Origin of the sequence: Paraburkholderia flava (genome assembly GCF_004359985.1) — a bacterium.
Classification (GTDB): domain Bacteria; phylum Pseudomonadota; class Gammaproteobacteria; order Burkholderiales; family Burkholderiaceae; genus Paraburkholderia; species Paraburkholderia flava.
Window position 1 is genome coordinate 1740516 of sequence record NZ_SMRO01000001.1, and the last position, 12996, is coordinate 1753511.

The 12996-nt window shown below is 62.4% G+C and carries 11 protein-coding genes; 8 read left to right on the forward strand and 3 right to left on the reverse strand.

The window, feature by feature from the left end; genetic code table 11:
* Positions 1-36 precede the first annotated feature (36 nt).
* From E1748_RS07790 to E1748_RS07800, 3 genes are all read left to right on the forward strand, one after another.
* Positions 37-1851, forward strand: a complete 1815-nt coding sequence (locus E1748_RS07790; protein ID WP_133646523.1) for a tetratricopeptide repeat protein — start codon at positions 37-39, stop codon at positions 1849-1851.
* A 245-nt stretch (positions 1852-2096) separates the two neighbouring features.
* Positions 2097-2792 carry a class I SAM-dependent methyltransferase gene (locus E1748_RS07795; protein WP_166653515.1) on the forward strand — a complete coding sequence of 232 codons (696 nt, stop codon included), beginning with the start codon at positions 2097-2099 and terminating at the stop codon, positions 2790-2792.
* A complete protein-coding gene (locus tag E1748_RS07800) occupies positions 2789-4099 on the forward strand; it encodes a galactosyl transferase GMA12/MNN10 domain protein (protein ID WP_133646525.1) in 1311 nt (436 codons plus the stop codon). The genes E1748_RS07795 and E1748_RS07800 overlap by 4 nt, the downstream gene beginning before the upstream one ends.
* A 66-nt stretch (positions 4100-4165) precedes the next feature.
* On the opposite strand, the gene E1748_RS07805 is transcribed toward E1748_RS07800, so the two are convergent.
* Positions 4166-4783 carry an OmpA family protein gene (locus E1748_RS07805; RefSeq protein WP_338119580.1) on the reverse strand — a complete coding sequence of 206 codons (618 nt, stop codon included), beginning with the start codon at positions 4781-4783 and terminating at the stop codon, positions 4166-4168.
* Positions 4784-5556: 773 nt separating this feature from the next.
* Here E1748_RS07805 and E1748_RS07810 point away from each other — a divergent pair.
* Positions 5557-6261, forward strand: a complete 705-nt coding sequence (locus E1748_RS07810) for a response regulator transcription factor (RefSeq protein WP_133646527.1) — start codon at positions 5557-5559, stop codon at positions 6259-6261.
* A gap of 574 nt (positions 6262-6835) precedes the next feature.
* The gene (locus E1748_RS07815) at positions 6836-8236 is read left to right on the forward strand and encodes a sigma-54 dependent transcriptional regulator (RefSeq protein ID WP_133646528.1); all 1401 of its coding nucleotides are present in this window, start codon (positions 6836-6838) and stop codon (positions 8234-8236) included.
* Positions 8237-8369: 133 nt separating this feature from the next.
* Here E1748_RS07815 and E1748_RS07820 read toward each other — a convergent pair whose 3' ends face one another.
* Both E1748_RS07820 and E1748_RS07825 read right to left on the reverse strand, forming a co-directional pair.
* Positions 8370-8774, reverse strand: coding sequence for a transposase (locus E1748_RS07820; protein WP_133646529.1), 405 nt, complete (start codon positions 8772-8774; stop codon positions 8370-8372).
* 401 nt (positions 8775-9175) lie between these two features.
* Entirely contained in the window at positions 9176-9559 is a 384-nt protein-coding gene (locus E1748_RS07825; protein WP_133646530.1) for a hypothetical protein, read from the reverse strand.
* Between the two features lie 217 nt (positions 9560-9776).
* On the opposite strand from E1748_RS07825, the gene E1748_RS07830 reads away from it, so the two are divergent.
* Genes E1748_RS07830 through E1748_RS07840 form a run of 3 tightly spaced genes read left to right on the forward strand, consistent with a single transcriptional unit; the run spans position 9777 to position 12992 of the window.
* Complete coding sequence (locus tag E1748_RS07830) at positions 9777-10625, forward strand: HTD2 family dehydratase (protein WP_133646531.1); 849 nt, start codon at positions 9777-9779, stop codon at positions 10623-10625.
* Between the two features lie 15 nt (positions 10626-10640).
* The gene (locus tag E1748_RS07835; protein ID WP_133646532.1) at positions 10641-11804 is read left to right on the forward strand and encodes an acyl-CoA dehydrogenase family protein; all 1164 of its coding nucleotides are present in this window, start codon (positions 10641-10643) and stop codon (positions 11802-11804) included.
* A gap of 9 nt (positions 11805-11813) precedes the next feature.
* Complete coding sequence (locus E1748_RS07840; protein ID WP_133646533.1) at positions 11814-12992, forward strand: CaiB/BaiF CoA transferase family protein; 1179 nt, start codon at positions 11814-11816, stop codon at positions 12990-12992.
* The last annotated feature ends 4 nt before the right edge of the window (positions 12993-12996 follow it).

Below are 12996 nucleotides of genomic sequence, written 5' to 3' on the forward strand. Positions count from 1 at the left end.
GACGTCCGCGTCGCATCTTGATGAGCGAGTTCAACCATGCTGTTTGGCCGCATTGCCGGACTCCTTGAGCAGGGCGATCTGCTCGGCGCCGCGCGGGACATCGCGCAATGGCGCGACGCGCAGCCCGACGACGTTGGCGCATTGACGCTCGCGGCCCGCCTGCTGCGCCTGCGCGGACGCTATGCGCAGGCGGTGGCAACGCTCGAACCGGCGCTTGCGGTGGTCGGCGGATTTGCGCCCGCACTCGTCGAGATCGCGCGTTCGACGCGGGCGCTCGGCCAGCATGCAGTCGCGTTGCAATGGTTCGAGCGCGCGTGGGCGGCGCGCAGCGGCAGCGATGCCGACGACACGACCGACGCCTGGCGCGGCTGGCCGTCGGAATGGGTCGAACTGCTCGTGCAGCAGGAGCGGCATCAGGACGCGATCGCCATCGCTCAGGCATGGTGTGCCGCCGACAGCGAACGCGCGCAGCCGTGGTTCGTGCTGGGACTGTCGCAGCAGCGCATCGGCGAACTGAACGCCGCGTTCGACGCGTACAGCCGCGCGATGCAGATCGACCCCGATCTGCCGATGCTGCGCAACAACCTGGGCGCGCTGCACAACCAGCTGAACGATCATGCGACGGGGCGCCGGCTCGTGCTGGATGTGCTCAATCGCGATCCGGAGAACGCGCTCGCGTGGGTCAATCTGTCGAGCGCATGTCTGTCGCTGCGCGAGCCGGACAACGCGCTACTGGCTGCCGAGCGCGCATGCGTGCTGGCACCGTCGTATGCCGAGGCACACGGCGCGCGCGTGAGTGCGTTGAAGGAACTGCAGTGCTGGGACGATGCGCTCGCAGCGGCGATCCGTTGCGTCGAACTCACGCCGCATTCGCCGCGTGTGCAGTGGTCGGTGGCGATGCTGCAACTGGTGCGCGGCGATTACGTGAACGGCCTCGTGAATCATGAAGCGCGCTGGCAGGGATCGATCGAGCTGGGGAGAACGCCGACGTTCTATCCCGAGCGTCGCTGGCGCGGCGAGGACCTTGTGGGCAAGCGACTGTTCGTGTGGGGCGAGCAGGGGCTCGGCGATGCGCTCCAGTTCGTGCGCTTCGTCCCGCTGATCGCAGAGCGCGTGAAAAGCGCGGGCGGCACGCTCGTCTATCACACGTTCGACGGCCTGCAGTCGCTGTTCAGGCACAGTCTCGCGCACATTGGCGTGCAGCCCATCGTCGGGCTGAATGTCGATCCGGCTTCATTCGATTTCCATATTCCAGTCGGCAGCCTGCCGTTGATGTTCGGCACGACGCCCGATACGTTGCCGGCCGCCGGGGGTTATCTGCAGGCCGATCCGGCGCGGGTCGAGCGGTGGCGTGTGAAGCTTGGGGCCTCTCGTGCGTTGCGTGTGGGTCTGGTGTGGAGCGGCAGCGTTGGGCATCAGCGCAATCCGCTGCGCTCGGTCGAGCCCGAGCAGTACGCGCAGGCGTTCGGCGGCATCGAAGGCGTCGAGTTCTATAGTCTGCAGGTGGGTCATGGCGGCGACGTCATGCGGATGCGGGAGCAAGGGCTGACGGTCGCCGATCCGACGCCCGACCTCGTCTCATTCGACGAAACGGCCGCACTGATGCGCAACCTCGATCTGGTGATCACGGTGTGCACGTCGGTCGCGCATCTGGGCGGTGCGCTGGGCGTGCCGACGTGGCTGCTGCTCGACGTCAATCCGCACTGGGTGTGGATGCTTGAGCGCCGCGACAGCCCGTGGTACAGCAGCCTGAAGCTGTTCCGCCAGCGCGATTATCGCGACTGGTCGCCGGTGATGGGCGAACTGCGGGGCGAAGTGAGACGGTTGGCATTCGAGCGTACTGGCGTTTGAAGAAAATGTTTAACGCAATCGCGAGGCGGTTGCCCGGATGGCGTCGCCATTGTGCGAGGCGATGCCGCTGACATACCATTGCTGCAGGGCGCTGCGTGTGGCCGGGCGGATCGAAATGACGAGCCGCTCTTGTCCGCCACGTGCGCCGTGCGGGCTTGCGGCGATGGCACGAACAACACAGCTGCCCCGGCATCGACGATACCAGGATGCGGGGCGCGAGATTCATCACGACAAAGAGCCGATCCATGTCTACTGACGACACCTCCGACGTCTTCCTCAAGATCTATCGCGAGCAGAGCTGGCCTTCCGCCGGGAGCGTGTCCGGCTGGGGATCGGAGTTGCCCAATACCGCGCAGATCATTCGCGAGCTGCCGGGGTTCCTGCGCCGCTTCTTCGTGCGATCGATAGTCGACGTGCCGTGCGGCGATTTCAACTGGATGCAGCACGTCGATCTCACCGGCATCGACTACACCGGCGCCGACATCGTGCCCGATCTGATCGCCGCGAACCAGGCGACCTACGGTTCGGCGAACCGGCGCTTTCTGCATCTCGATCTGCTGACCGATCCGCTGCCCGATTGCGATCTGATCTTCTGCCGCGACTGCCTGTTCCACTTCTCGCATGCGGATGTGTTCCGCGCGTTCCAGACCTTCGCGAACAGCCGCGCGCGCTACGTGCTCACGACCACCTTCACGTGCCGCACCTACCCGCGCAACGGCGACATCGTGACCGGGCAGTGGACGCCGATCAATCTCGAGATGGCGCCGTACGATCTGCCGCCGCCGCGCGCGCTGCTGATCGAAGGCAGTCAGGAGGGCATCATCTACGGGCCCGATAACGTGACCGTGCCGCAGTTCGACCGCTGTCTCGGACTGTGGGAAATCGACACCATCCGTGAACGGCTGCGGCAACGCGATGCACAGGCGGGCCACGCGCAATGATCGTCCTGAGTCATTTCCGACGGCCCGCGCCAGCGAGCCTCGACAATCATCGACATTACGCGGGCAAGCTCGGCTACCGGCACGACTACAACGACGCGACCGGGATGACCGATCGCCGGCCGCTGTGTCTGCTCTACAAGTACGAGTGGCTGCTGCATACGCTGCGGCGCGCGGCGGAAGGCGAATGCGTATTGCTGCTGAGCGAGGACGCGGCGATCGTTCGCGTGATGCCGCTGGAACGGGTGCTCGGCAATCGCGACTGGCTGCTTGCGCGTACGTCCGGTCACGCGCTGCCGCAAGTCGACGTGCAGATCTGGCGTAACACGCCGGCGGGGCGCGCGGCCGTCGAGGCGATCGTGCTGCGTTGCCGTCTGGGTGGCGAGCCGATCGAAGCCGAGGCCAAACTGTTCGAAGGGTTGGAGACGGTTCACTACCAGAATCTGATCGACGGCATTTGCCCGGTGATGGGCGCGGGCTACAACTACGATCCGGCGTGGAGTCGCGTACCGACCTTCGCGATCAGCATCGACGATTCGCCGGAAATCCCATCGGGTAAAGGCGTGACGCCGAGGTTCCGCGACATTCTCGTTGCGCATGTGAACCGGCATCTCGCGTCGGGCCTGCCGCTGTTCAACTTCCCGATCTACCCGGCAGCCGACACCGCGGAACGCAGCACGTACGGGCCAGGCTCGCGGATCGCGCTGACCACGCTGTACACGTCCAACATCGGTTCATATGGGCGGATCGCGGAGCGCAATTTCCGGCGCTACTGCGACGCGCATGGCTACACGCTGCACGTTCATCGCGACATCCCGAAAGAGGTCGGCCTGGCCGCGAGCGGCAACTGGTTCAAGCCATGGCTGCTGCACGCGTATCTGCAGCATCACGATTGGGTCTTCTGGATCGATGCCGACGTGCTGATCGCCGATCTGGACCGGCCGCTGGAAAGCCTGCTGGGCGACCGCGACTGGCTGCTTGCCCGCGACGTCGGGCAATGGGCATTCAATTCGGGCGTGATGGGGTTTCGGCGCACCGCGCGCAACGAGGCGATGCTGCTCGATCTGATGACCGATATCTCGGCTGTCGTCGACCGGTCGTCCGTGTATGCGAGCAACGGCGACCAGATGTATTTCATCGAAGCGATGAATCGTGCGGGGTTGCTGGACGATGCGCCCGTGCTGGATTCGACGGCGTTCAATACGCCGTGGATGCTGCGGCGGCCCGACAGCTTCATCGTCCACTACTACGGCATGTGGACGGAAATGCGTGCGCTGATGATGGCGCACGACGACGCGTTGCTGGACTAGCGGCGGGCTGTTCCTGGCGCGTCGATACTCTCGCCGCGCATCGGCGGCGAGAGCTTCATCGATCGTTCAGTGAACGACGATCGTGACGCGGCGGTTTTTCGCGCGTCCTTCCTTCGTCGCGTTCGACGCGGCCGGATCATCCGGGCCGAGCCCGTGTGCGGCAAACGACGCCGACTTCATCCCGTGTTCCTTCAGATAGGCGACCACCGTGTCGGCGCGGCGCTGCGACAGATTCATGTTGTGCGCCCGCGTGCCGCGCGAATCCGTGTACCCGTTCACCGTGACTTCCGTGAAGGTCGTGTCCTTGTTCGCGGCGATCAGCGCATCGAGTTTCTCGATACCGGCCGGCGCGAGGTTCGCGCGGTCGGTCATGAAGTTCGCTTCGCCATTGAGTTCGAGACGGGTCGGAGCCGCGCTTGCGGCCGGTTCCGATGCCGCAGCGGGTTCCGCTGCCGTTTGCGCCGCGCCGCACTGGAACGTGAAGTTGCGGGGATCGCTGGCAGCCCCTTCGGGTCGAACGGCATCGACCGATTCAATCACCCGCACAGGCTGATCGCCGCAGATGCGCTGCGCGGCCTTCATACATGCGTTCGAGCTTTCGAAAATACCGCCGCATTCGACCCGATACGCTTTCTCGTGCCCTGGAACATCGACGGAGTAAGCGTTGAACGTCGGGCCGGACATGGAGGAGCAGCCTGCCAGGGCAGCGGAGAGAGCGAGCCAGCAGAGGGCGATCTTTTTCATATCGACATCCAGGATGTGTGTGAGTCGACCCGGCAATGGGCGATTTATGGAAGGGTCGGCCGACCGGCTGGTGCGGCGAACTACACCGTGTCGCGGCAACGCGGTCCATGCGACAGGAATATCCGGCCAATATAGCTTAGCGCTTCGTTCGGGATTGCCAAGGAATGTTAGGCGAGATCGGCACTGAATGTGTGCGCAAATCAGGAGCGGCGTCGAGAACGGCGGACGAACCGCAGTCGAATCTCGTTACGACACGCAAAGAAAAAAAGCGCACCGCCGCAAGTGGGGGGTTGGAGGTGCGCATGTCAACGAGGAAGTGTGCTTCAACGACGAGAACGGATGAATCGTTGAAGCCATGCGAGTGTAGAGGCGCGCGAAATTGCGACAGTGAATAAATGTGTGCTCAGGTCCTTGCCACGTTCTGCGCGGAGGGTCGCCAGCGGATATCGATAGATGCATGCAGGGCGCATGCTTTTTCACTATTTAACAGTCTTAGAGCGAGGCTTCCAGGAGAATGCATTAGTAGAAAGTGTTGCGTGCATTGGCTCGACATGATCATCCGATCGCCTGCCTCAAATTGTCAGGCGTAAAAAAATATCGATCGACATGTCTTACGGGGAGTCTGGCGGAACGCGGCTTGCATGGCCGCGTCCGCAGTGTCGCGCAATAGACCAGCATAGATAGAACGAGTGAGTCGTCGGGAACGTACCAAAATGAGAATTTGTATCCTTGATAACGATGTACAGATCCTCGACACGATCAGCGAAGTATTAGGCAACGCGGGCCACGTGTGCCACCGCTTTACCGAAGGACGAACTCTCGTCAGGCATTTGCAGCGGCAGTCGGTTGATCTGCTGATACTCGAATGGGTGCTGCCCGACATGTCGGGTGAAGAAGTGCTGCAATGGGTTCGCAAGCACCTGCCGCCGAGCGTGCTTGTGCTGTTTCTCACATCCCGTCGCCGCGATACCGATATTGTCTCGATATTCGACGGTGGCGCCGACGACTGCGTCGTCAAGCCGGTCTCTCCCAATGTGTTTGCCGCGCGCGTCGAATCGCTGTTGCGTCGCAAGCAGATGCGGGCCACGGTGCCTGGGACGATCACGTTTGGGCCGTATACGTTTCATACCGGCGGCGCGGTAACGATGAACGGCAACCGCTTGCCGTTGACGCGCAAGGAACGCGATCTCGCGTTGATGCTGTTCCAGCATTTGAACCAGCCTGTCTCACGCGATCATCTGCTCGAGGTGGTATGGAAAGCGGACGTGCGTTTCGAATCGCGAACGGTCGATACACATATTTCTGTCTTGAGAAAGAAGATGCAATTGCAGCCTGAGACAGGCTTCAAGATCACGACCATCTACGGTTATGGCTACCGTCTCGAATCGATCGGCGAATCCGGTGTTATTGACGAATAAGTGCTGAATAAACGCCAGATAAGTACCAGGTAATTTCGAGATAGCGGGCGTGAGTCTCTCGCGACTCGGTTAGCCCGACTGCTTTCTTCCTTCATTCATCCCAAAGCTGAACTCGCCCATTTCGCGGCGCCTGCGCGGCTGACATTCGCTCGACTTCGTCGTTGGTGGTTTGGGTTTGTGATGGGAGTGGTGGTGCGGCGGCGCGTCTTTCGACATGCACGTCGATTGCCGGATGCGGCGTAGTGCGCCGAGGCGATTTCCCCAAACGTGCATGCTTTTTCATAGGCACCCCGTCAGTCAGTCTGGCCGCTCTTATGCGTAATCGCGTTGGCTGCGCAATACATAAACCGAGTCTAACTTAGGCTGTTGGCCTTAGACTTTTAACTATTGTAAAAGCCATGCAATTTGAGTTGTGTCAAATCTCAAAATTAAATAAGGTCATGGGCGAAATGTCAGATCGATCACGAACCTGACCACAATACACACGGGCGTCAACTACGTCTTGCCCGGATTTCTCCGGGATCTGTAGCCGTGCAGCAGATCGCAAGCGGTTGCAGCAGGCACACACAACGCAATGAAAACGACGAGACACGTCCTGGTTCTCACGGCTGGACCGCAGCCCGAATGGATGCCTGACCTCGAATCTCAATTCTGGTCCGTCACGTCCTCGCTTCCCACACATGAACTTCGCAGAACGCTGCGTGCGAGCGATCTCGTATGCGTCGTGATCGACTTCTCGCACGAGTTCGACGTTAGCGCGCGCATGGCGCTCGAACGATTGCTCGCGTTGCCGCACGTCGGCGCAGTCGGTCTGCTGGGCCCCGATCAACTGGCCGATCCGGTCGTGCGCGATCTCGCGGTCGATCATTGCTTCGATGTGCTATCCGTGCCGTTCGCGCCGGTACAACTGACGCTATCGCTGGCCTCCGCATTCGACATGCTGAAGTCACGGATGCGCGAGCTCGACCCTGACGGTAACGAACTGCTGCGTGCCGGCTTGAAGGGCGGACATCAGGTGCACGTCGAAGGCAGTATGGTCGGTTCGTGTGAAGCAATGATTTCGCTCTTTCGCTCGATACGCAAAGTCGCGCGAACGGATGCGCCCGTGTTCATTTCCGGAGAATCGGGTACCGGTAAGGAACTGACCGCGCAGGCGATTCACGAACGCTCGGAGCGTCGCGGTCGGCCTTTCGTTGCGATCAATTGCGGCGCGATTCCGCCACATCTACTGCAGTCGGAACTGTTCGGATACGAGCGCGGTGCGTTCACCGGCGCGAACCAGCGCAAGATCGGCCGCGTCGAGCAGGCGATGGGCGGCACGCTGTTCCTCGACGAGATCGGCGATCTGCCGCTCGAAAGCCAGGCGAGCCTGTTGCGCTTCCTGCAAGAAAAGACGATCGAACGGATCGGCGGTCATCAGCCGATCGACGTCGACGTGCGGATCGTCGCGGCGACGCACGTCGATATGCCCGAGGCGATCGCGAGTGGCCGGTTCCGCGAGGATCTGTTTCATCGGCTGTGCGTGCTTCATCTCGACGAACCGCCGCTGCGCGTGCGCGGAATGGACATCGAACTGCTTGCGCGGCGCGCGCTCGATCGTCATCGATCGGATTCGCAACGCAGGGTGCGCGGCTTTGCGCCCGATGCGATCGCCGCGCTCTATAGCTACGCTTGGCCGGGCAATGTGCGTGAGTTGATCAACCGTGTGCGGCGCGCGATCGTGATGTCGGATCATCCGTTCATTACCGCCGACGATCTCGATCTGGGCGAATACACGCAGAGCCGTACGGTGTCGCTCGCCGAGGCCCGCGAAGATGCGGACCGCGAGATCATCCAGCGGGCGCTGTTGAGAAATCACGGCAGCCTGAGCAAAGCGGCGGGGGATCTGCGCATTTCGCGCGTAACGCTGTCGCGACTGCTACGGACGCGTGGAATCGATGTGACAGCATTCCGGCCGTCGCGCAACAGCGATTGATTTAAAGATTGAACGACAACAGGCGCCGACAAAGCAGCGTCTGAAAGAAGAGATAAACGACGAGCGCGGCCGCGCTAAACAGAATATCGACGGACGCCGCGCTAAAGAACTCAACGCGAACGTCGATTCGAACTCAGGGCCGCGACGGCCAGTCGACCATCAACGCCTGGACCGGACGAGGCTGGCTCGTGATCTTCCGGCTGCGCACACCGTAGTCGGTGCAGAGCGTATCGGTGCCGAACAGTTCGGTGGCGACCGTGGCCAGTACGCCATTTTCCTGCCAGCGCAGGAAATGCCGATGACAGGTCTGATGCACCGGATACGTGTTCGGCATCGCGCTCCACGGCTTGCGATGATGCAGCACCCAGAGGATGCCGTTGACGACCTGACGGATGTCCGCATGCGGACGGCCGCGGCGTGGCCCGGTCGATTTCATTTCCGGAAGCAGGCGCGCAACGCGCATCCATTCATCTTCCGTGAGGTCGCGGAATGGGGGCTCAGGGCGGACAGGATTCGGTAACAATGGTTTCGACGACATTCGCTAGCGGAAAAAAGCACACAGAAGAACGCACACATGAGGTGCGCTTCGGGCAGGAAGCGCTGGTGCGACGGGGCTGGGTGCACACGGTGGCGGGCCGCTCTAGGCTACCGCGAATGTCGCAGAGAAAATGTCAATCATTGACAAATGAAGGGTGGGGGCGCGAGGGGATCGCGTGAACTTCTAAAGGACAGCGGAATAAAGCGTAAGCGGGAATTTTCACGCTAGGGTGTTTAGCGTTGCGCGAGCGTGTGCGCGCATCTCCGTCAGGCATCGCGTGAGTCAAGCAGAAGCGACTCAGCAGCAAGCCGCGAGCAAACGCCTCGATCTTTCAGATCACGCTGCCCGACCAGGACCGCTTCGCTTCATCGACAAAACGACCCGCAAGAAATCACGCAACGTCACGCGTCATCGGAACGCGCACGACCGCGTCGATACACCAATAGCCATGCGGCCAACAATCCCACCGCGATCCCGATAAGTTCGCAGAGCACGCGCAGGCCGATGGCGTCCGGGTCATGTATCCCGGTGAGGGCCACGCGCAGCAGAACCGGCGACTGCAGGTCCGCGTAATTGAAATAGAACAGGTTCCACAGATCGCCGCTCGAACTCGGCAGCAAGGCCAGCATGTAAGCCACGCCGAGTTCGCGGGCATGGTTCCACGATTGTTTGCGGGTCAGCCAGTGCACCAGCAGCAGCATGAGGAATCCGATCACCGCCGCAATCGCACCCGCTTGCAAGCCGCCGACGATGCCGTAACCCATCCACGATTGGTCGTAAAGCATGCAAGTGTCGTCCGGTCATCGATACCGGCGCATTATGCCCGAGTGCATTCCTACCCCATGGATTCGCCGGCATGACCCCGGCCCCGGTCCGGCCCACAACCCCACGCGCACCGCATTAACGAATCCCGAAGCCTCGCTTCGGAAATCGCGACTTCGCAACGAGCGGCGTTCGGGTTCATAGTGGAGCCCACGAATTCATCTATCCGGAGACCCCAACGTGTCCGACACCTCTGCGAACCTCGATGCATGGCTCGACCGGTCCGAGACCCAGCGCGATACCGTGACAGCGTTTCCACTCGCCGCATTGAGCGCGACGCTCGGCCAGCCGCCGGAAAACAAAGAAGTGCCGCCGCTATGGCATTGGCTCTATTTCCTGCCGGTTTCGCCGCTGGCCGAAGCCGGCCCGGACGGTCACTCGAAGCGTGGCAGCTTTATGCCGCCGGTGCCGCTGCCGCGCCGGATGTGGGCGGGCGGCCGCTTCACGTTCCATGCGCCGCTGAAGGCCGGCGACGAAGCGCGTCGCGTGTCGACGATCGTCAATATCGAGGACAAGACGGGTCGCACGGGCCGGCTCGTGTTCGTCACCGTGCGTCATGAGATCGACGTGGACGGCGAACTGCGTATCGACGAGGAGCAGGACCTCGTGTATCGCGAGGCTTCGTCAGACAACGCGAGTGAGCCGCGCAAGGAACCCGCCCGAGCGCCGCTCGACCACGCGTTCTCGCGCACGATCGAAACCGATCCGGTGCTGCTGTTCCGCTATTCGGCGCTGACCTTCAACAGTCACCGCATCCATTACGACCATCCGTACGTCACGCAGCAGGAAGGGTATCCGGGCCTCGTCGTGCACGGCCCGCTGATCGCGACGCTGCTCGTCGATCTCGTGCGGCGCGAACTGCCCAGCGCAACGCTCACGACCTTCTCGTTCCGCGCACTGCGGCCGACCTTCGTGCCGAACCCGTTTACCGTCTGCGGCAAGCCGTCGGCGGACGGCAAGAGCATCGAGCTGTGGGCCAAAGACCACGACGGCTATCTGACGATGCGCGCATCGGCGACGCTCGCCTGACCTTTTATCCCCGCCATGCAAACCAGTCATTCGGACCAGTATCAGGACATTCGCGAAGCGGTTCGCGATCTCTGCCAGCAATTCTCCGGCGAATATTTCCGCAAGATCGACGAAGCGCGCGGCTATCCCGAAGCATTCGTCGACGCACTCACGAAGGCCGGCTGGCTCGCCGCCCTGATTCCGCAGGAGTACGGCGGCTCGGGCCTTGGGTTGATCGAGGCATCGGTGATCATGGAGGAGATCAATCGCGCGGGAGGCAACTCAGGCGCGTGCCATGGCCAGATGTACAACATGGGCACGCTGCTGCGCCACGGCTCCGCTGCGCAGAAAGAGCATTACTTGCCGAAGATCGCGAGCGGCGAACTGCGTCTGCAGTCGATGGGCGTGACCGAGCCCACCACTGGCACCGACACGACGAAGATCAAGACCACCGCCGAGCGTCGCGGCGACCGCTACGTGATCAACGGACAGAAAGTGTGGATCTCGCGCGTCCAGCATTCGGACCTGATGATCCTGCTCGCGCGCACCACGCCGCTCGCCGACGTGAAGCGCAAATCCGAAGGCATGTCGATCTTTCTCGTCGATCTGCGCGAAGCGGTCGGCCACGGGATGACCGTGCAGCCGATCCCGAACATGGTCAATCACGAGACCAACGAGCTGTTCTTCGACAACCTCGAGATTCCCGCAGAAAACCTGATCGGCGAGGAAGGACAAGGCTTCAAGTACATCCTCGACGGCCTGAACGCGGAACGTACGCTGATCGCCGCCGAATGCATCGGCGACGGCTACTGGTTCATCGACAAGGTGAGCGCATACGCGAAGGAACGCATCGTATTCGGCCGGCCGATCGGGCAGAACCAGGGCGTGCAGTTTCCGATCGCGCGCGCGTTCGTCAACGTCGAGGCCGCGAGCCTGATGCGCTTCGACGCCGCGCGCCGTTTCGACGCGCATGAACCGTGCGGCGCGCAGGCGAACATGGCGAAGCTGCTTGCGGCGGATGCATCGTGGGAAGCAGCGAACGCGTGTCTGCAGTTTCACGGCGGCTTCGGCTTCGCGAACGAATACGACGTCGAGCGCAAATTCCGCGAGACGCGGCTCTATCAGGTCGCGCCGATCTCGACGAACCTGATCCTCGCGTACGTGGCCGAGCACATCCTCGGTCTGCCGCGTTCGTTCTGAGGGCACATCATGAGACCGTTGGACGGCATCAAGGTCATCACGCTCGAACACGCGATCGCCGCGCCTTTCTGCACGCGACAACTGGCCGACATGGGCGCGCGCGTGATCAAGGTGGAGCGACCCGGCTCAGGCGATTTCGCGCGCGGCTACGATGCGCGCGTGCATGGCCTAGCGTCGCATTTCGTGTGGGTGAACCGCTCGAAGGAAAGCCTCACGCTCGACGTCAAGCACGAAGAGGCGGCGCGCATTCTCGATGCGCTCGTCGCCGATGCCGACGTGCTCGTGCAGAACCTCGCACCTGGCGCGGCGGAACGACTGGGCCTTGGCTACGACGCGTTGCGCGAGCGCAATCCGCGATTGATTGTCTGCGACATCTCCGGCTACGGCGCCGACGGTCCGTACCGTGACAAGAAAGCGTACGACCTGCTGATCCAGAGCGAGTCCGGCTTCCTGTCGATCACCGGTTCGCCAGGCGCGCCCGCGAAAGCCGGCTGTTCGATCGCCGACATCGCAGCGGGCATGCACGCGTATTCGAGCATCCTCAACGCGCTGCTGCTGCGCGGACGCACCGGCGAAGGATGCCGGATCGACGTGTCGATGCTCGAGAGCATGGTCGAGTGGATGGGTTATCCGCTGTACTACGCGATCGATGGGCAGAGTCCGCCTGCGCAGTCGGGTGCTGCGCACGCGACGATCTATCCGTACGGCCCGTTTCCCGCCGGCGACGGCAAGACCGTGATGCTCGGTCTGCAGAACGAGCGCGAATGGAAGCTCTTCTGCGAACAGGTACTCGACAATCCCGCGCTCGCCGTCGATCCGCGCTTCGATGCAAATCCGAAGCGCTCCGAAGCGCGCGATGCGCTGCGCGACATCATCGTCGAAGCGTTCTCGACGTTGAGCGCAGCGGACGTGATCGCGCGTCTCGACCGCGCGGGCATCGCGAACGCGCAGGTCAACACGTTGCACGACGTATGGGCGCATCCGCAGTTGCAGGCGCGCGAGCGCTGGCGCACCGTCGACACATCGGCAGGCCCGGTGCTCGCGCCGCTGCCGGTCGGCGTGCCCGATACAGTCGAGCCGCGGATGGACGCGGTGCCCGCGCTCGGCGAACACACCGACGCGATTCTCGGCGAACTCGGCTACGCGCGCGCGCAGATCGATGCGCTGCGCGCGGCCGGCGCCATCTAAAGAA

Bases quoted from the DNA above. Each gene is read 5' to 3' on its own strand.
- E1748_RS07805 (WP_338119580.1), bottom strand. From the start codon at position 4,783: ATGTCCGGCCCGACGTTCAACGCTTACTCCGTCGATGTTCCAGGGCAC.
- E1748_RS07795 (WP_166653515.1), top strand. From the start codon at position 2,097: ATGTCTACTGACGACACCTCCGACGTCTTCCTCAAGATCTATCGCGAG.
- E1748_RS07825 (WP_133646530.1), bottom strand. From the start codon at position 9,559: ATGCTTTACGACCAATCGTGGATGGGTTACGGCATCGTCGGCGGCTTG.
- E1748_RS07815 (WP_133646528.1), top strand. From the start codon at position 6,836: ATGAAAACGACGAGACACGTCCTGGTTCTCACGGCTGGACCGCAGCCC.
- E1748_RS07835 (WP_133646532.1), top strand. From the start codon at position 10,641: ATGCAAACCAGTCATTCGGACCAGTATCAGGACATTCGCGAAGCGGTT.
- E1748_RS07800 (WP_133646525.1), top strand. From the start codon at position 2,789: ATGATCGTCCTGAGTCATTTCCGACGGCCCGCGCCAGCGAGCCTCGAC.
- E1748_RS07840 (WP_133646533.1), top strand. From the start codon at position 11,814: ATGAGACCGTTGGACGGCATCAAGGTCATCACGCTCGAACACGCGATC.
- E1748_RS07820 (WP_133646529.1), bottom strand. From the start codon at position 8,774: ATGTCGTCGAAACCATTGTTACCGAATCCTGTCCGCCCTGAGCCCCCA.
- E1748_RS07810 (WP_133646527.1), top strand. From the start codon at position 5,557: ATGAGAATTTGTATCCTTGATAACGATGTACAGATCCTCGACACGATC.
- E1748_RS07790 (WP_133646523.1), top strand. From the start codon at position 37: ATGCTGTTTGGCCGCATTGCCGGACTCCTTGAGCAGGGCGATCTGCTC.